General features: G+C 56.1%; 15 protein-coding genes and 1 tRNA gene. 11 read left to right on the plus strand and 5 right to left on the minus strand.

Features of this window, described 5'->3' with window-relative positions; all coding sequences use genetic code 11:
* From LKR43_RS01630 to LKR43_RS01645, 4 genes are read left to right on the plus strand one after another with little or no spacing between them, the layout of a single operon-like run.
* Entirely contained in the window at positions 1–1281 is a 1281-nt protein-coding gene (locus tag LKR43_RS01630) for a branched-chain amino acid ABC transporter permease (RefSeq protein ID WP_227682098.1), read from the plus strand.
* Positions 1281–2063: an ABC transporter ATP-binding protein gene (locus LKR43_RS01635; RefSeq protein WP_227682099.1), complete on the plus strand. Its 783-nt coding sequence runs from the start codon at positions 1281–1283 to the stop codon at positions 2061–2063. Before LKR43_RS01630 ends, LKR43_RS01635 begins: the two co-directional genes overlap by 1 nt.
* Complete coding sequence (locus LKR43_RS01640; RefSeq protein WP_227682100.1) at positions 2050–2748, plus strand: ABC transporter ATP-binding protein; 699 nt, start codon at positions 2050–2052, stop codon at positions 2746–2748. Before LKR43_RS01635 ends, LKR43_RS01640 begins: the two co-directional genes overlap by 14 nt.
* A 30-nt stretch (positions 2749–2778) precedes the next feature.
* Complete coding sequence (locus tag LKR43_RS01645) at positions 2779–4026, plus strand: branched-chain amino acid ABC transporter substrate-binding protein (protein WP_370632046.1); 1248 nt, start codon at positions 2779–2781, stop codon at positions 4024–4026.
* A gap of 109 nt (positions 4027–4135) precedes the next feature.
* Here LKR43_RS01645 and LKR43_RS01650 read toward each other — a convergent pair whose 3' ends face one another.
* Positions 4136–4618: a hypothetical protein gene (locus LKR43_RS01650; protein WP_227682101.1), complete on the minus strand. Its 483-nt coding sequence runs from the start codon at positions 4616–4618 to the stop codon at positions 4136–4138.
* A 431-nt stretch (positions 4619–5049) separates the two neighbouring features.
* Between LKR43_RS01650 and LKR43_RS01655 the strand changes: the two genes are divergently transcribed.
* Complete coding sequence (locus tag LKR43_RS01655; protein WP_227682102.1) at positions 5050–6894, plus strand: ligand-gated channel protein; 1845 nt, start codon at positions 5050–5052, stop codon at positions 6892–6894.
* 100 nt (positions 6895–6994) lie between these two features.
* Here the strand turns inward: LKR43_RS01655 and LKR43_RS01660 are convergent, their stop codons facing one another.
* The 3 genes from LKR43_RS01660 to LKR43_RS01670 all read right to left on the minus strand — a co-directional run bounded on the left by LKR43_RS01660 (position 6995) and on the right by LKR43_RS01670 (position 7711).
* Entirely contained in the window at positions 6995–7336 is a 342-nt protein-coding gene (locus tag LKR43_RS01660; RefSeq protein ID WP_227682103.1) for a BrnA antitoxin family protein, read from the minus strand.
* Positions 7323–7511 (minus strand): BrnT family toxin, encoded by a 189-nt coding sequence (locus tag LKR43_RS01665; RefSeq protein WP_227682104.1) that lies wholly within the window; start codon positions 7509–7511, stop codon positions 7323–7325. The genes LKR43_RS01660 and LKR43_RS01665 overlap by 14 nt, the downstream gene beginning before the upstream one ends.
* A 109-nt stretch (positions 7512–7620) precedes the next feature.
* Positions 7621–7711 (minus strand) — tRNA-Ser (locus LKR43_RS01670).
* A 224-nt stretch (positions 7712–7935) separates the two neighbouring features.
* Between LKR43_RS01670 and LKR43_RS01675 the strand changes: the two genes are divergently transcribed.
* Positions 7936–8718, plus strand: coding sequence for a 3-hydroxybutyrate dehydrogenase (locus LKR43_RS01675; RefSeq protein WP_227682105.1), 783 nt, complete (start codon positions 7936–7938; stop codon positions 8716–8718).
* A gap of 14 nt (positions 8719–8732) precedes the next feature.
* Positions 8733–9518, plus strand: coding sequence for a peroxide stress protein YaaA (gene yaaA, locus LKR43_RS01680; RefSeq protein WP_227682106.1), 786 nt, complete (start codon positions 8733–8735; stop codon positions 9516–9518).
* A 33-nt stretch (positions 9519–9551) separates the two neighbouring features.
* Here the strand turns inward: yaaA and LKR43_RS01685 are convergent, their stop codons facing one another.
* The gene (locus LKR43_RS01685) at positions 9552–11759 is read right to left on the minus strand and encodes an FUSC family membrane protein (protein WP_227682107.1); all 2208 of its coding nucleotides are present in this window, start codon (positions 11757–11759) and stop codon (positions 9552–9554) included.
* Between the two features lie 400 nt (positions 11760–12159).
* Here LKR43_RS01685 and LKR43_RS01690 point away from each other — a divergent pair, with 400 nt between their 5' ends.
* The 4 genes from LKR43_RS01690 (at position 12160) to LKR43_RS01705 (ending at position 18043) form a co-directional block, all read left to right on the plus strand.
* Positions 12160–13881 (plus strand): acetolactate synthase 3 catalytic subunit, encoded by a 1722-nt coding sequence (locus LKR43_RS01690; protein WP_227682108.1) that lies wholly within the window; start codon positions 12160–12162, stop codon positions 13879–13881.
* 12 nt (positions 13882–13893) lie between these two features.
* Entirely contained in the window at positions 13894–14385 is a 492-nt protein-coding gene (gene ilvN / locus LKR43_RS01695) for an acetolactate synthase small subunit (protein WP_227682109.1), read from the plus strand.
* A 110-nt stretch (positions 14386–14495) separates the two neighbouring features.
* Complete coding sequence (gene ilvC / locus LKR43_RS01700) at positions 14496–15512, plus strand: ketol-acid reductoisomerase (protein WP_227682110.1); 1017 nt, start codon at positions 14496–14498, stop codon at positions 15510–15512.
* A gap of 194 nt (positions 15513–15706) precedes the next feature.
* Positions 15707–18043 (plus strand): TonB-dependent hemoglobin/transferrin/lactoferrin family receptor, encoded by a 2337-nt coding sequence (locus LKR43_RS01705; protein WP_227682111.1) that lies wholly within the window; start codon positions 15707–15709, stop codon positions 18041–18043.
* Positions 18044–18049: the final 6 nt, after the last annotated feature.

Here is an 18049-nt window from a genome sequence, read left to right on the forward strand (position 1 = left end):
ATGACCACCCACTCATTGATGGCCAGCAAGGCTGAACGGCTGACTACTAACCGGATGTTGCTGATGTGGCTCGGCTTTGCCGCTCTGCTAATGCTGGCACCTCATGTATTTACATCATCACTGGCCCATTCCCACCTTATACAGATGGGTACGGGCATTGTGCTGGCCCTGTCTTACAACATACTGCTGGGCCAAAGCGGCATGTTGTCCTTTGGGCATGCCGCTTTTTCGGGACTGGGCGCCTTTATGTCGGTTCATGCAATGAATCTGGCCGGCGGCAGCGGCCTCTGGCTGCCGCTGCCATTGATACCTATTGTCGGTGCGCTGACCGGCCTGGCCTTTGCAGCATTGATAGGCTATGTCATTACACGGATCTCAGGGGTTGCCTTTGCGATGATCACCTTGGGAATCGGACAGATGGCTTATGCGAGTTCGCTGATGTTTCCCGGCTTCTTCGGAGGAGAGGGCGGCGTTTCCACCAACCGGGTATATGGCGAGCCCATCTTCGGCTGGAGCTTCGGCCCCCAGATACAGGTCTACTATCTTGTGGCGTTCTGGCTGCTCATCTGCGTGGCGGCAACCTTCTACCTGACCAGAACGCCCTTGGGCCGACTGTTGAATGGTGTGCGCGACAACGAGGAACGCATTCCGTTCATAGGCTTCAATCCTCACATGCTTCGATACATGGCGCTGATGACCTCGGGCTTGTTCGCGGGCATAGGTGGATCATTAATGGCCATCAACTTCGAGATTGCAACGGACGAGGTATTGAGCCTGCACGAGTCCGGAGCCGTATTGCTGTTCACCTTCATCGGGGGCACAACGAGCTTCTTCGGCCCGATACTTGGTGCGATCATCGGAGTGCTGCTGACCAAACTCCTGCCGGACTACACAGCAGGCTGGCAGATGTATCTTGGCATCGTTTTCATTCTTGTGGTGGTCTATGCGCCCGGGGGCATCATCAGCTTGTTGAGGCCCGGTGCGGATATGGTCAGAAAAACAATCGTTCACAAGCGATACGCATTGTTCTGCCGCCTTCTTCTGAGCATCACATCGTTGGCGGTGGGTGCTGTCGTCCTGATCGAGTTGCTGTATCACCGGGCCACAGGAACCTCGGACCCCGTGACGCTTTGGGGCTTCAGTCTGGATCATCAAGGTTTCATTGCATGGGCAATTGCAATAGTCATTCTCTTTGCGGGTCTGCTGAGCATCAAGCCCTTGGGGCGTGCGCTGTTCAGGCAACTGGAACAAGATACCGCGCTGCTTGAAGGAGAAGCGTAATGACAGAGAACATTCTTGAGCTGAACAATGTGCGGAAGCAGTTCGGTAAAACTGAAATCATCAGAGGACTGGATCTCAAGGTCAGAAAAGGCGAAAGGCTGGCAGTCATTGGACCCAATGGTGCAGGAAAGTCAACGTTGTTCCATCTTATTTCCGGTCGGTTGACCGTCAGCTCCGGCGAAATATGGTTCGATGGTAATCGAATCGACGAGTGCAACGCACAGCAAATATACCAGCGCGGATTGAGCCGCAGCTTCCAGATCACGAATCTGTTCAGCCGTCAGACCGTCTATGAAAATATCCTCTCGGCGGCGATGTGGGCTCAAGGCTACCGATATACCTTCTGGAGGCGTATCAGCCAGCTCAGGCCCTTGCACGATCGAGCACAGGAAGTGCTTGAGCTGATCGGGCTGGCCTCGCGTTGCAACGTTTCCGTGAACCTGCTTACCTACGCCGAGCAACGTGCGCTTGAAATCGGCATGGCTGTGGCGGGCGGGGGGCATACCATCTTGCTTGATGAACCCACTGCCGGCATGAGCCGCGGTGAAAGCGACGCCGCGATCGAGTTGATCAAAACCATCAGTACCGACAAGACGCTGCTCATTGTCGAGCATGATATGGGGGTGGTGTTCGGCCTGGCGGACCGAGTGGCCGTCGTGGTCTATGGTCAGGTCATCGCATGCGACACACCGGAAAATATTCGTGCCAATGCCCAGGTTCAGGAAGCCTACTTGGGAGTCAAAAAAGATCAGAGAAAAGAGGTGGCTGATGGCATTGCTTGAAATCTCGGGGCTGCATGCCTATTACGGAAAAAGTCACGTATTGCAAGGTGTCGATCTGCGCATTGAGCCGGGTGAAATAGTAAGCCTGCTGGGGCGTAACGGCGTCGGCAGATCGACTACGGTGAAAGCGGTCATGGGTCTGGTGCGTATGACCGGATCAGTCGTGTTCGATGGTAAAGAACTGAGCGGTATGAGAACCCATCAAATTGTGCATCAAGGCCTGGGCTATGTACCCGAAAGCCGGGACGTCTTTCCGGCACTGACGGTGGAGCAGAACCTGTTGCTGGGGCAGCAGCGTGGAAAACGTTCCCAATGGTCCGTTGATGACATGTATGAAATGTTTCCGCGCCTGAAGGAGCGCCGGCATACCGCCGCCGGGGTGATGTCGGGGGGAGAGCAGCAAATGCTGACCTTGTGTCGATCACTGATCGGTGATCCCAGGCTCCTCATGATTGATGAGCCTACCGAAGGGTTGGCGCCGCAAATCGTGGAGCAGGTGGCGAAGTACCTCGACATCCTGCGTGAGCGCGGGGTTGCTGTTCTGCTGGTCGAGCAAAAGCTGGCCATTGCACTCGATATTTCTCAACGGCTTTATGTCATGGGCCACGGAACCATTGTGTTTGAAGGATCACCAGGAGATCTGCGCGATGCATATCAGGTGCGCAAGGATTGGCTGGAAGTTTAGGGTGGGTTTTTAATCAATACAGGAGACATAATGAAATACGCAACAAAATTCAAACTGGGCGCATTGGCTTTAACCATGAGCCTGGCCACAGGTATGGCGCACGCCGATAACGTCAAGATTGCGCTTATCGACCCCTTGTCGGGATCGTTTGCTGCGCTGGGCGAGAATCAGCTTCGTACCTGGCAATACTTCAGCGAACTTGCGAACAAGGAAAAATGGGCGGGCGACCATACCCTTGAAATTGTTGGCTTTGACAACAAGGCAGGCGTTCAAGACAGTCTGAGCCAGCTCAAGCGTGCCATTGACCAAGGCTACCGTTATGTGGCCCAGGGCAATGGTTCGGGCGCGGCATTCGCACTGGTCGATGCCATCAACAAACATAATGCGCGTAATCCAGGTAAGGAGGTTCTGTATATCAACCACGGAGCCATCGATCCCGAACTGACTAACGGAAAGTGCAGCTTCTGGCAATTCAGCGTCGACTCCAACGTCGACATGAAAATGCAGGCGCTGGTCAACCACCTGGCGAAGAACAACGACGTCAAGAAGGTCTATATCATCGGGCAGAACTATGCGTTCGGACGCTCGGTCAGCGAAGCAGCCAAGAAGATGCTGGCCGAGAAGCGCCCTGATGTGCAGATCGTAGGCGACGATCTGCACCCCATCGGAGAGGTCAAGGATTTCTCGCCGTATGTGGCAAAGATCATTGCTTCGGGTGCCGACACCATCATCACCGGCAACTGGGGCTCTGATCTGGCTCTATTGATTCGCGCTGCCCGGGCATCAGGGCTGGAAGCCAACTTCTATACCTACTATGCCGTGCTGAAGGGGGCGCCAACCGCGATGGGGGAAAGTGGGCTTGACCGCGTGAAGTATGTAGGCGTGGGCAACGTAAATAATGAAGGCTACAAGGGACGCGAGCTTGTCGAAGAATTCAAGAAGAAGTACAACGACGATTTGACTTGGATGCAAGTGTATCCTGCAGTGGAACTGGTTTCGAAGGCCATCAAGGAAACTGGCTCCATCGACCCAATCGATGTGGCATTTGCCATGGAAGGCATGGAAGTCGACAGCCTGTCCGGAGGAAAAGCGAAGATGCGCGCCAGCGATCATCAGTTGCAGCAGCCTTTGTATGTTGCAACATGGTCCAAAACAGACGACAAGGCAGTACAGCTTGATCAGGAAGGTACGGGTTTCGGCTGGCGTACGGAAGAGGTCATCCCGGCTTCTGAGGCCGAACTGCCCACCACCTGCAATATGAAGCGGCCTTCGCGTTAATGCGGTAGAGCCGGCATGTCCTGGGCGGGATCCTGCCCAGGAATCGAAAATTACCAGAGTAGCCCTGCTGGTGAAAAGTTCGTGCCCGCCGCGACCAGCGCTGGGCAGGTCAGGTAATAACCAACCGGCGCTGACGCTTATGCCTGAGCGGCGCCTTGCCGGGCATCGCATAATTTGCCCGGCTGACCGGCAAATGCACTGGACGTCTGGCCGTCTGGCCCGCCGTTTTATCGGGGCCGGCAATTTGCCGTATGGTGGCCGGGTTGGTGCCAATCAGTGCGGGTTTTGATGCTGGAGGCCGTTCCGCGGCGGTATCGGAAGATGACGAGCGGCTAAGCACCGTGAAGATGGCGATTGCCCAGATCAATAATGACAATGACGCGGCCAGCCCGCTGTTCAGGCTGCTGTAGCCTGTGGCTTCGGATGCCTGGATATGCAGTACAGAGGAGACATAAGGAACATTGCCCAGGCCCTCAAGCAGCAGGTTGCCGGGAAGTCGAAAAGCCCACTTGACCGCTTCCACGATTTCCCATGGGCTGTAGGCCCCGTCACCGTTCAGGTCGGTGGCCCAAATAAAGGAGTGGACATTCATGACGCTTCCTTTCTTCAGCGGCACGGCACTCTGGTGCCTGAACCGAAACCGGGGCATATGGCCCCATTCCCAACGCACGACACACTTCTACTATATGCCTTTGCGGGAAGGCGCGCAACGAGATCGGAGGCAGTCAACCCTGCGTGCCAGAATAGGCCCGGCTGTATCATCAATACACAACACTCTGACAGAAAAATCATAAAAACAGGTTTTCTTGCTTTCAGTTATTAATGAGTAATGATTTAATAATCATTCTCATTAGTGTTTTGTAGCAAGGAAGAGCTGTAATGTCGTTGAAGCTGGATAGGCTGCCGCAAGAGGCAGTGACAAAAGGCCACCTGACCCGGGTGGCCGTTTTATGTGCGTTAGGCCTGGGGCCCATCTTTTGACCGGCCGGAGCCCAAACAACCGCCGGCGGTACGGTCACTCAAATGGAGTCCGTCGTGGTAACGGCTTCAGGGTTTGAGCAGGACATTATCGATGCACCGGCATCGATCTCGGTAATTCCCCGGGAAAAGCTTGAGCAAGGTGCCTACAAAGATCTGACCGATGCCTTGCGCGATGTGCCAGGGGTCATCATGACGCCTTCAGACAACAACACCTCGGACATATCGATACGCGGCATGAGTGCCAACTACACCTTGATCCTGGTGGATGGCAAGCGTGTCAGCACGCGCGAAACACAAACCAACGGCAGCACGGGTACCGACCAAAGCTGGATTCCGCCATTGGAAGCCATCGAGCGCATCGAGGTGGTGCGTGGTCCCATGTCGTCGCTGTACGGGTCCGATGCGATGGGCGGTGTCGTGAACATCATCACGCGCAAGGTACCCAAAGAGTGGGGTGGATCGCTGCGACTGGATTCCACGCTGCAGTCGCATTCGCGCTCGGGCAATATCTATCAGGGCAACTTTTATGTGGCCGGCCCGATCAAGGAAGATTTGCTGGGCTTGAGCGTGTACGGAGTCTATTCCTATCGCGGTGAAGATGATATCGAGCAAGGCTACAACCGGCATACAAACCAGGGTGTGACCGCCAAGCTGTCCCTTACACCCAATCGCAATCACGACATCATCCTGGAAGGGGGCGCATCCAAGCAGCTTTATCGCTCTACGCCCGGGCAGACATTGGCGCTGGACGACGATCCCAGTCATCGCACATTTGATCGGCAACACTACTCGCTGACCCATAATGGTCGCTGGGAGTTCGGGACATCGAATTCCTACGCCCAGCGGGAAGAAACCAAAAACGTTTCCCGCGACATGACCATCATCAACACCACGCTTAGCTCGAGCTGGACCATGCCGGTGCTGGATGATCATATCTTGACGCTTGGGGCCTACTACAGTAACGAAGACCTGAAAGACACAACGACCAATCGCATTTCGGATCGCTCCACGGTCGAGCGCTGGCAGTATGCTTTGTATGCCGAGGATGAGTGGCAGATTACGGATACGTTTGCCCTGACCGGTGGCATACGCATGGACCGCGACAAGAATGCGGGCCAGCATTGGAGTCCGCGCCTGTACGGCGTCTGGCACATGACCGACAACTGGACCCTCAAGGGCGGTGTCTCCACGGGCTTCCGGGCCCCATCCATGCGCCAAACCTTGCCGGATTGGGGCGCCACGAGCCGCGGCGGGAACATGTATGGCAATCCCGATCTGCAACCGGAAAAAACCCTGACGAAAGAAATCGCCCTGATGTACAGCGCGGATAATGGCCTGCTTGCCGGCATTACATTGTTCGACAATGAATTTACCGACAAGATCACGCGGGTTCCTTGCCCCGCGTGCGGCCCAGCCAACCAGTTCGGTCGTGAGGCAACGACCTACATCAACGTGGATGATGCCGTAACGCGTGGTATTGAGGCGACCTTGTCAACCCCGCTGTCCGACACCTTGTCGCTGACCTCCAGCTATACCTACACCTATTCCAAGCAGAAGACAGGCCAGTATGCCGGTAACCCCTTGAATCAGATGCCTGAGCATATGTTCAACCTGGGCCTGGACTGGCAACCTTCGGAAAGGATGAATGGCTGGGTGAAGGTGAGCTTCCGGGGCAAAGAGGGCGATCCCACCCAGGGCATCTCGTCCAGTTCCACCATGGCTCCGTCCTCGACCTTCATCGACTTTGGCGGCTCGTACGATGTAAGCAAGAAGGTGACACTATACGCAGGCGTTTATAACGTGCTGGACAAGCAGGTCATTTACGACGACTACGGCTATGTGGAAGACGGCCGCCGTTATTGGCTGGGCATGAACCTCAAGTTCTAAGTCGGATGCCAAATGGCTGCGGCAGTTTGCCGCAGCCTGTGCCATGCAATAAAAAAGCCGCTGACAAAGACACCAACAGGAACTGTATCGCCTTTCAACCTCAGGCCTGATGTAATTCCTCACGAATAATGCGACGCAGCGTGTCTTCCGTGACTGGCACTGCATCGCTGGATGACACAGCAGTACGCAACGCATCGTTGATCAAGGTCTGGTAGCCCCTGCCGCGCTCAACCGCACGCGCCTTGAACGTGTCGATCACCTCGTTGTCCAGCCAGATCGTAATGCGGGTCTTGCCTTCGCCAAGGGTCGCCGCCCCCAGCCTCGCACGCGCAAAATCCGCTTCCGTCATTTCGCGGGTGTCCCGGTCCTGTTTGATCGCGGCGTTGATGGCCGCATCCTCTTCGAGCGTGGGCGAGACATGGCCGGGTTTAAGTTTCGGCATAGCGCGCAACCTCCCTCTGGTTCGTCTTTCGTAAGCTGATGATGCGGCGAGTGACGCCCTGATCTACAAATACCACCACAGCGGTTTCCCACTCCAGACTTTCCGCCTCAAGCAGGCTGATGCCATGCTTGGCCAGATTGACTTGGTTCTTTTGAGGATCGAAGACAATATCCATGAGAAATTGTGCATATAATGTATGTATATGTCAAGTTCCAGCTACAAAAAAACCCGCATGTGTTTATGCGGGTTTTGTAGATTTCCATGGAACCCCATGGACGATGAATTGGCGGACAGGGTGGGATTCGAACCCACGGTACGCTATTCACGTACGCCTGATTTCGAGTCAGGTACATTCGACCACTCTGCCACCTGTCCGGTTTACTGCGGGTTTACTACTCATGCCTGGCCACAACGTTCGGCTTGGTCGAAAAAATCAAACGCGGCTACAGGCAAGTCCGCTATTCTAGCAAGAAATAAAAAAAACGCATAATGGCCTGAGATCGTGGCCGCAGGTGCCTAAAGTCTGCTTCCCCGGCGGTACACTAAGACGTAATTTGGAAGACGTAATCTGGACTTTTTGAACTCCATAAAGGAATACTATGCTTAAAGGTAGAAATGCTGTCGTAACAGGCTCGACCAGCGGCATTGGACTGGCAATCGCCCATGAATTGGCCGCCAACGGCGCGAATGTGGTGATCAATGGCTTTGGCGATCCTGCTGCCATAGAAAAAGAACGGGTCAACATCGAACTGGAATTTGATGTCAAGGCGCATTACATCAATGCCGACCTGATGAATCCGCAGGCAACGCGCGACTTCATCGAGCAGTCGGTGAAGGCTCTGGGAAGCATCGATATTCTGGTCAACAACGCAGGTATTCAGCATACCGACCTGATCGAGGATTTTCCCATTGAGCGCTGGGATGCCATCATTGCGCTGAACCTGTCGGCCGTTTTCCATGGCAGTGCTGCCGCACTGCCGCACATGAAAAAACAAGGCTGGGGGCGCATTATCAATATTGCATCGGCACATGGCCTGGTGGCGTCTGCGACCAAGTCGGCCTATGTTGCGGCCAAGCATGGTGTGGTAGGCCTGACCAAGGTCACGGCGCTGGAAAATGCCGGCAATGGCGTCACTTGCAATGCGATTTGCCCGGGCTGGGTGCGTACGGCGCTGGTGGAAAAGCAGATCGAGGCGCTGGCCCAGAAAAATGGTATTGATATCGATGCTGCGGCCAAGGAATTGCTGGCCGAGAAGCAGCCTTCGCTGCAGTTCGTAACGCCCAAGCAGCTGGGGGGCGCGGCGGTATTCCTGGCCTCCGAGGCAGCTGACCAAATGACCGGCACAACGTTGTCGCTGGATGGCGGCTGGACGGCGCGCTAAAGGAAAGATCCGACATGCTGTTGTTATTGTCTCCAGCCAAGAAGCTGGATTACGACTCGCCTGTGCGTACGGCTCTGCACACGCAGCCGTTGTTCGTCGAGCAATCGTCCGCTCTGATCAAGGTACTGAAGAAGAAATCAGCCTCGGAAATCGCGGCACTGATGAAGCTCAGTGATGCCCTGGCCAAGCTCAATGTCGAGCGCTACGCGGCCTGGAAACCTGTATTCGACCAGACTAACTCACGCCAGGCAGTGCTGGCTTTCAATGGTGATGTCTATGAAGGCCTTAATGCACCCAGCCTGTCCGACGCCCAATTGAAGTGGGCTCAGGAACACGTGGCGTTGCTTAGTGGCTTGTATGGGGTGTTGCGCCCGCTTGACCTGATGCAACCTTATCGTCTCGAGATGGGCACACGGCTGGAAACGGGCAAGGGCAAGAATCTGTACGAGTTCTGGGGCAGCACGATTGCGCATTATCTGAATCAGCGCCTGGCTGACCAGCCCAAGGGCAAGAAGCAGGAGTCTGTGGTGCTTAATCTGGCATCGGAAGAGTATTTCAAGGCAGTAGACCTGAATGTTCTGCAGGCACGGGTTGTGCAATGCGTCTTCCAGGACTACAAGAACGGTGCCTGGAAAGTCATCAGCTTTCATGCCAAGCGTGCGCGCGGGCTTATGGCGCGTTATGTCATTCAGAACAAAATCAGTGCCGTTGAAAAACTGCAGGGTTTTGCGGAAGAGGGCTACGCCTATGCCCAGGCCGAGTCCAGCGCCGACAAACTGGTGTTCCGCCGCAAGACATAACCATGGTCTGCTGCAGTGCTCGACCGGGCTGCCTTATGCGTTGCCCAGACCGCGCATTTCCTGGCGTATCAGCTGCGATGCCTTGACCATTTGTCGCAGGGGGTACGCCAGTGTGGCCAGCTCGCCTTCGGTTTCTATCGAAGCAGGCGGGTCGGCATCCTGGTCATTCAGGTAAAGCTCCACCGATTCCAGTGATTTCTGTATGCCTTCAGGTACAGCCGGCAGGCTGGCCAGAACGGGCATGGCCGAGGTTATCTGCGAGGCCAGCACATGATTCTGGATCAGCAGGTTGTTCAGTTCGGGCACATTGGCCTGACGTCTTATGGGTTCATCCATCATGCGGTAAAAAGCCGACGCAAAGTTGCTGAAGGCAATATGCATGTTCTTGCGCGCGACGCGCCAGGCCAGCTCGGCCTCTTGTTGCTCGGCATCCAGGGCCAGGGTTTGTTCTAAGCCTTCCGCATGGGCTGCGGCCTGCGCACGCGAAAGCCCGGCATAGCGCAGTCCGGTCAGGAAGAATTCCTGGTTGGCTTTTTTGGCAGCCTTGGCCAGCGAGCCCATATAGCGGTGTTCCCACCACGGCAGGATGTAGCTGCAGAGCAATGCCAGGCCGCAACCTATTACGGTATCGACCAGTCGTTCGCCTATGACTGCATTCGAGCCAGGTGACAGGAAGTGGAATACCAGCAGCACGAATACCGTGTTGAAAATGGCCGCGGCCATGAAATTCAGCTGTATCAGGCTATAGCCGAGCACACAGCAAACAATCAGCACAGCCAGGTAAATGTCGGTGTTTTGCGTAACGCTGAACAGCGCAAGAGCCAAGGCGCAGCCTATCAGTGTGCCGGTCAGGCGCCAGCCGTTGCGCTGGCGGGTCAGGGCAAAGCCCGGTTTCATGACGATCAGTACAGTCAGCACTATCCAGTAGCTGTGTGTACTCAGATTAGGCGCCACGCGTTCCAGCGTGCCCAGGTAGGGCCAGAGCCCCGAGATGCTCATGGCAAGCAGGGCGGCGATGGCGACGCGGCTGGCATAGCGAAAGTGCGACGAATCGAGCCTGAGATTGCTGGTCAGCATGCCCAGGCGCCATTTTTTGCGTGCAAGGAAGCGGTCCAGGGATTTATCCAGGCGTGTGTCTACCAGGCCGGCATCAGTCGTGCCGCTGGTGTGCGTGGCCATACGGTCAACCAGGCGGGTGGCGTTGCGCAGGCGGCGCAATACTTGCACAAGCAGTGCGTAGATTTCGGGGTCGCGGTCGATGATGCCGTCGCGGCGGTAAGTTTCAAGTTCGAACTCGAAAGCGCGCAGTTCAGCCTTGACGCTGTTGCGTTCCCGCACATGTTTGTCGCGAGCGATGTTCAGCGCGATGTGCTCGACGTTGGCGGATAACTTTTTCAAGGCGTCGCGGGCAAAAATCAGTGCGTCGCTGTCGGGCAGGCTGCGCCGCAATGTTGCGTAGTCGGTATGCGTTGCCACGAGGCTGTCGAGCAGGGCGACCATGTCAATAAAGACATTCAGCGATGTGGTGTGCAGACGGTCCGCCCGGGTGTGTCGCTTTGGCAGTTCGCGCAAAATGGTGTCACGCGCGGCCTGGTGCTTTTCGGTCATGTCCGACTGGGCATGGATGAGCAGCCGGTAGTTGTTTTCCAGGTCGGTGTTGACGTCGTAAAAGCGGGATCTTGCGGCCATGTACTCGGCGGTTGCAAAAAGCGCCACGGACAAGGCCTGCTGCTCTTCGCGGTGCCATAGCAGGCGGTGTGCGGCAAGGCTGTACAGGAAGTAGAAGACACCGCCCAGAAAAGAATAAAGGGTGTGCTCGAGTACTGCGTGCGGTGCAAGCGGCTCGCGCATGGTGAGCGCCATGATCAGCAAGCAAGCAAAGCCCAGCAGGCCACCCTGCTTGCCGAATACGGTGAACATCGAGAAAATGAAACACAGCAACGGCACGACGAACCAGATCAACAGGCTGTGCGATGACGCCATGCCTGCGATGAACGCAGTCAGCGACCCGAGCAATATGGCCGCCATCATGCCGTTGGTGCCATAGCGCCGGGGGCCGCCAGGCTGGTCAATAATTGCCACGCAGGCCGCACCGATGGCGGTAATCATGCCGATGGCGTGCATCTGGAATATGCCGGCCAGCACCAGTGCGGGTAACAGCACTCCTATGGCCTGGCGCAGCCCGCCGGAGAAGTAGTGGCTGTAGAAAAAACGCTGCAGCTGGGGAGTGTATGTGGCCATGTGCGATTCAAGGCAATCAATGGGTGCAGTATAGACAAGTTGGGCGCTGATTTGCCTCTTGCGCACTAACGCGCTACATTACCGTGTTGATTTATTCAATTATCCCGAGTAAATCTGCAATGGCACCGTTCACCGGGCTATCCGCCCGGTTTTTTGCGCCTGTAATACCTTGCTGCTGGCCGCGCCACAAGCGTGTGTTGCTGCGGCTTCCGTTTCTATCTCCCGCGTTCATGTGAACGTTAGTGCTGCGTTTCGATAAGTTCGGATCGGGTCAGCAATGTGTCTGGGTGGCATGGCTCCGTGAGCCATAAAGCGCCAGGTCATGTTGTTGCAGCCGGTTAAGGCTTGGGCCGTGTTGGCCAATCAAGGCGTTAGTGCTGGTTACGAAAGGAATAACATTATGGAACTCAATGGCGCCGATATCGTCGTGCGTTGCCTTGCCGAAGAGGGCGTAGACCATGTATTTGGCTACCCGGGCGGCGCGGTACTGTACATCTACGACGCAATTTACAAACAAGACAATTTCAAGCACGTTCTGGTTCGCCACGAACAGGCAGCCGTGCATGCGGCCGACGCCTATTCGCGTTCGTCCGACAAGATAGGTGTTGCGCTGGTCACCAGCGGTCCCGGGCTGACCAATGCCGTTACCGGCATTGCCACTGCGTATATGGACTCCATACCTATGGTGATCATCAGTGGTCAGGTGCCCACCGCCGCAATCGGCGAGGACGCTTTCCAGGAATGCGATACCGTCGGAATTACCCGGCCTTGCGTCAAGCATAATTTCCTGGTGCGTGATGTAAAGGATCTGGCCGAGACCATGCGTCGCGCCTTTTACATTGCCAAAACAGGCCGGCCCGGCCCCGTACTGGTCGACATTCCCAAAGACATCACTGTTGCAAGCTGCAAGTTCACGCCCAAGCGTGGCGAGGTCAAGATGCGGTCCTACGCACCGGTGGTCAAAGGTCATCAGGGTCAGATCAAGAAAGCAGTGCAGATGCTGCTGGCGGCAGAAAGGCCCATGATCTACGCGGGTGGCGGCGTGGTGCTGTCCGAAGCCTCGGAAGAGCTGCGCGAGCTGGTCGCACTGACTGGCGCGCCGTGCACCACCACATTGATGGGTCTGGGTGCCTTTCCGGCCAACGATGACAAGTATGTAGGCATGCCGGGCATGCACGGTACGTACGAAGCGAATATGTCCATGCAGAACTGCGACGTGCTGATCGCAGTGGGCGCACGCTTCGATGACCGTGTTATTGGCAATACCAAGCACTTTTCCCAAAACCCACGCAAGATCGTCCACATCGATATCGACCCTTCATCGATTTCCAAGCGCGTGCGCGTCGACGTGCCCATTGTGGGCAATGTGAAGGATGTTCTGCTCGAGCTGAACACTCTTTATTCGCAGGCTGCGGCCGAGACGCCGGCTCACAAAGAGGCGCTGGCCAAATGGTGGCAGCAAATCAATACCTGGCGTGGCAAGCAATGCCTGAGCTATGAAGGCTCAGACACGCTCATCAAGCCGCAGTTTGTTATCGAGAAACTGTGGGAAGTCACTGGTGGCAACGCATTCGTAACGTCCGATGTGGGGCAGCATCAAATGTGGGCCGCACAGTATTACCGCTTCAATCATCCGCGGCGCTGGATCAACTCGGGTGGATTGGGCACCATGGGAGTGGGCCTTCCCTACGCCATGGGTGTGCAAATGGCCAATCCCGACAGCGATGTCGCTGTGATTACCGGTGAGGGTTCCATACAAATGAATATTCAGGAACTTTCTACCTGCAGCCAGTATCGACTGAGCCCCAAGGTGTTGTGCCTGAATAACCGTTACCTGGGCATGGTGCGCCAGTGGCAGCAGATTGACTACGGTTCGCGTTACTCCGAATCCTACGTCGATGCCTTGCCCGATTTCGTGAAATTGGTGGAAAGCTATGGGCATGTGGGCTTGCGTATCGACAAGCCGGCCGATGTCGAACCCGCCATACGTGAAGCATTCATCAAGCACAAGGACAGGCTGGTTTTCCTGGATTTCATCACCGACCAGACAGAAAATGTCTGGCCCATGGTGAAGGCAGGGCGTGGCCTGACAGAAATGCTGCTTGGTTCAGAAGACCTGTAAGGAGAGAAAAAAATGAAACACGTCATTTCTATCCTTCTGGAAAACGAACCGGGCGCCTTGTCCCGTGTTGTGGGATTGTTCTCGGCCCGGGGCTACAACATTGAAACCCTTACCGTTGCACCCACCGAAGACTCCACCTTGTCGCGCATGACTATCGTGACCCAGGGGTCCGATGAGGTCATCGAGCAGATCACCAAACACCTGAACCGTCTGGTTGATGTCGTGAAGGTGGTCGATCTGTCCGAAGGGCCCCATATCGAACGCGAGCTCATGCTGATCAAGGTCAGGGCAGTGGGCAAGGAACGCGAAGAAATGAAGCGCATGGCTGATATCTTCCGTGGCCGCATCATCGACGTAACCGACAAGGTCTACACCATAGAGCTGACCGGCGACCAGGGCAAGATCGAGGCCTTTATCGGTGCGCTGGACCGCAGTGCCATACTGGAAACAGTACGTACCGGGGTGTCGGGCATAGGCCGCGGCGAACGCGTTTTGAAGCTTTAATTTATTATTCACCGGCCAGGCGGCGGCATATGCCGGCCATGTTTAACCTTAGTGCCGAACAACATCGTTCGGCATAGATCAAAAATACCTAAAGTCTTGGAGCACCTTAAATGAAAGTTTTTTACGATAAAGATTGTGATCTTTCCCTGATCAAGGGCAAAACCGTTGCCATCATCGGCTACGGCTCGCAGGGCCACGCTCATGCGCTGAATCTGCATGAGTCAGGCGTGAACGTTGTGGTTGGCCTGCGCAAAGGCGGCGCTTCCTGGAGCAAGGCCGAGAACGCCGGCCTGAAGGTTCAGGAAGTGGCTGAAGCCGTCAAGGGTGCCGATCTGGTCATGATTCTGTTGCCCGACGAGAACATCGCTGAGGTCTATCGCAATCAGGTTGCCGACAATATCAAGGCTGGTGCCGCATTGGCTTTCGCCCACGGCTTCAACGTGCACTATGGTCAGGTCCAGCCCCGTGCCGACATCGACGTCATCATGGTTGCCCCCAAGGCTCCCGGCCACACCGTTCGCGGCACCTACAGCCAGGGCGGCGGCGTTCCCTCGCTGGTCGCCGTGCATCAGGACAACTCCGGTGCTGCCCGTGACATCGCCTTGTCGTACGCATGCGCAATCGGCAGCGGTCGTGCCGGTATCATCGAAACCAACTTCCGTGAAGAAACCGAAACCGACCTGTTCGGCGAGCAGGCCGTTCTGTGCGGCGGTGCCGTTGAGCTGATCAAGGCTGGTTTCGAAACCCTGGTAGAAGCCGGCTACGCGCCTGAAATGGCTTACTTCGAGTGCCTGCACGAGCTCAAGCTGATCGTTGACCTGATCTACGAAGGCGGCATTGCCAACATGAACTACTCGATCTCGAACAACGCCGAGTATGGCGAGTACGTGACCGGCCCCAACATCGTTACCGAAGAAACCCGCAAGGCCATGCGCAAGTGCCTGGCAGACATCCAGACCGGCGAATATGCCAAGAGCTTCATCCTGGAAAATGCTGCCGGCGCGCCAACCCTGATTTCGCGTCGTCGTATCAACGCCGAATCGCAAATCGAGCAGGTCGGTGGCAAGCTGCGCGCCATGATGCCCTGGATTGCAGCCAACAAACTGGTTGATCAAAGCAAGAACTAAAACATCTTGCTCCCAGGAAACCGGCTTCGGCCGGTTTTTTTTGTCTGTTCATTTTGCATGGGCCCGGTTTGTAGACCAGGGCAGGTCGATTTCCCATCAGGCATTAACTTGATCTACATCAATTTTATATTGATATGGCGAATAAGAATTGTTATTATTCGCAATTATATTTATAAATATAAATGGGATGCCTTATGCGAAAGTCGACAGCCGCCTGGTGGTCAGGTGCGTTTCTTGCCGTTGTTGCCGCTCAAGCTGTTGCGCAAAGCGCCGCACCAGCGACCAACTCCAAAGATGATCAGCCGGTTCAGGCGCTGACACCCGTGCTGGTGCAAGGCCAGGTGGCCTCGGAACTGCCCGAAGGATCCACGGTAACGACGCGCAGGCAACTGGATGAGCGCGCCATCGAGAGCTGGGAGGATTTTTCCCGACGCGGCGAGCCTGGGGTTAATTTCAGCACTGCCAATAACAGCGTGAATATCCGCGGCATGGACGAAGACAGGGTGGTGACTCGTGTTGATGGCATTCGCATACCCTGGCTGAATGATGGCGCACGCGGGGAAAAGGGCGGGCTTAACACCGTCAATTTCAATGCCTTGTCCAGTGTGGACCTGGTGCGTGCCGCCGGTGCCCCGCAATCCGGCTCATTGGTGGGTTATCTGAATCTGCGCACATTGGGCCCGGATGACCTGCTCACGCCCGACCAAAACTTTGGCGCTCTGGTAAAAAGCGGCTATGACAGTGCCGATGACAGCTGGAGCATGGATGCCGCCCTGGCGGGCAGCATAGGGCAGACGGGCACGAGCTGGTTGCTGCTGGCAGGCCAGCGTAAAGGTCATGAGCTGGAAAATATGGGGAACGTTGGTGGATACGGTGCCTTGCGTGAAGAGCCCAACCCCGAGTCCTATACGCAGCGCAATGCCATGCTCAAGCTGCAGCATGACTTTACGCTGGAGCATCGCCTGACCTTGAGTGGCGAAATATTCAAGCGTACCGGTACAACGGAAAACCTTCATCAGCAGGGCACTTCCTCGTATGCCGTAGATGGCAACAGCACAGACGAGGAGTTCTCGCGCAAGCGTGCGGTGCTGGGCTACGAGTACCGCGCAGCGAATGAAAAATCGGCGGTCAGCCACGGCGAGATCAAGGCGTACTGGCAGCGCAGCTATCAGGACAGCGCCTTGAATGCAATGCGTCTGCCCGATCGCCGGGGCAGCATCAGCTTTGGCCCGATTCCCGTGGGGCAAATGTATGGTTACGCCTATCCCTATGGTCCTTACGGCCGGGACAACAGCGTTCAGGAAACCGGAAAAGGCGTCCTGACGGCGTGGCAGGGCTACTTGACGTCGACGGCTGTGCAGCATCACTGGGCGGCCGGAGCGGAATGGTATGGAAGCCGGCTGGAACAGCACTCGGGGGGCTACGATAACTGCCCCGCCAGTCTGCGTCCCATCACCAATCCCGCGTTCAGCCTTGGGCCGAGAAACTGCGAGATGCTGCATACCAATCAAAGCGATGTACCCCAGGTCGATGGCGATACGTGGTCATTGTGGGCGCAAGATGAAATATCGTGGGCCGACGGCAAGTACGCACTGACTCCCGCATTGCGATTTGATTCTTACAAATATTCGCCGGAAGCCGGCGGGGCCTACGATGCCAATCCGAACGCACAGGTCACGCCGCTGAACTCGGCCAGCGGCCAGCGTTTGTCTCCTTCATTGCTGGCCGCTTATCGAGCCAGCGAGACGCTTTCCTTCTACGGCAAGTATGGCTACGGCTACAAGGCGCCCAGCGCCACCCAGCTCTATACCAATTATGGTGCGCCGGGAACCTATCTGCGTGTCGGCAACCCCAACCTGGAAGCCGAGATCAGCCGTGGGTGGGAATTGGGTGTGGAGGCCGGCGACAACGAGCTGGGGGGCCGTCTGAGCGTGTTCGACAACCGCTATCGCAACTTCATCGAAGCAGAGGTGCCAGTAACGCCGGACTCGCCAGAGTGGAATCCCGCCTGGGACGGGCTGTATCCCATGGGGGTGACGGCATACGCCAACCGGGCTCGTGTGCGTATTTATGGCGCCGAGCTCAGTGGCCACTGGAGCATCAACGGCAATTGGTATACCTGGGGGTCACTGGCATGGGCGCGAGGCAAGGATCAGGACACCGACCGCTATTTGAATTCAGTGGCGCCGCTCAAGGCGATTCTGGCGCTGGGGTATCGTTCCGGTCAGTGGGGAGCTGAAGCCATTACCACTTTGGTCAAAAGACGTTCCGAGGTCGAGTATCCGGAAGCGGCCGACGGCGTTTCAACCCCCGACTTCCAGGCGCCGGGTTATGGCTTGCTGGATCTGACCGCATGGTGGACACCGCAGGCGGCCAAGGGGTTGCGCTTGCAAGCCGGTATTTACAATGCCTTTGACAAGAAGTATTGGAATGCCCTGGATGTTCCCCGGCCAGGCCGCGATGCCCGGCCAATTGACTACTACACCCAGCCAGGACGTAACTTTCGGGTTTCTCTGACTTATCAATACTAAATTAAT

Origin of the sequence: Pusillimonas sp. MFBS29, from assembly GCF_020687695.1 — a bacterium.
GTDB lineage: Bacteria > Pseudomonadota > Gammaproteobacteria > Burkholderiales > Burkholderiaceae_B > Pusillimonas_C.

Coding starts and splice junctions, on each gene's coding strand:
- LKR43_RS01630 (WP_227682098.1), top strand. CDS start 1: ATGACCACCCACTCATTGATGGCCAGCAAGGCTGAACGGCTGACTACT.
- LKR43_RS01635 (WP_227682099.1), top strand. CDS start 1,281: ATGACAGAGAACATTCTTGAGCTGAACAATGTGCGGAAGCAGTTCGGT.
- LKR43_RS01640 (WP_227682100.1), top strand. CDS start 2,050: ATGGCATTGCTTGAAATCTCGGGGCTGCATGCCTATTACGGAAAAAGT.
- LKR43_RS01645 (WP_370632046.1), top strand. CDS start 2,779: ATGAAATACGCAACAAAATTCAAACTGGGCGCATTGGCTTTAACCATG.
- LKR43_RS01650 (WP_227682101.1), bottom strand. CDS start 4,618: ATGAATGTCCACTCCTTTATTTGGGCCACCGACCTGAACGGTGACGGG.
- LKR43_RS01655 (WP_227682102.1), top strand. CDS start 5,050: ATGGAGTCCGTCGTGGTAACGGCTTCAGGGTTTGAGCAGGACATTATC.
- LKR43_RS01660 (WP_227682103.1), bottom strand. CDS start 7,336: ATGCCGAAACTTAAACCCGGCCATGTCTCGCCCACGCTCGAAGAGGAT.
- LKR43_RS01665 (WP_227682104.1), bottom strand. CDS start 7,511: ATGGATATTGTCTTCGATCCTCAAAAGAACCAAGTCAATCTGGCCAAG.
- LKR43_RS01675 (WP_227682105.1), top strand. CDS start 7,936: ATGCTTAAAGGTAGAAATGCTGTCGTAACAGGCTCGACCAGCGGCATT.
- yaaA (WP_227682106.1), top strand. CDS start 8,733: ATGCTGTTGTTATTGTCTCCAGCCAAGAAGCTGGATTACGACTCGCCT.
- LKR43_RS01685 (WP_227682107.1), bottom strand. CDS start 11,759: ATGGCCACATACACTCCCCAGCTGCAGCGTTTTTTCTACAGCCACTAC.
- LKR43_RS01690 (WP_227682108.1), top strand. CDS start 12,160: ATGGAACTCAATGGCGCCGATATCGTCGTGCGTTGCCTTGCCGAAGAG.
- ilvN (WP_227682109.1), top strand. CDS start 13,894: ATGAAACACGTCATTTCTATCCTTCTGGAAAACGAACCGGGCGCCTTG.
- ilvC (WP_227682110.1), top strand. CDS start 14,496: ATGAAAGTTTTTTACGATAAAGATTGTGATCTTTCCCTGATCAAGGGC.
- LKR43_RS01705 (WP_227682111.1), top strand. CDS start 15,707: ATGCGAAAGTCGACAGCCGCCTGGTGGTCAGGTGCGTTTCTTGCCGTT.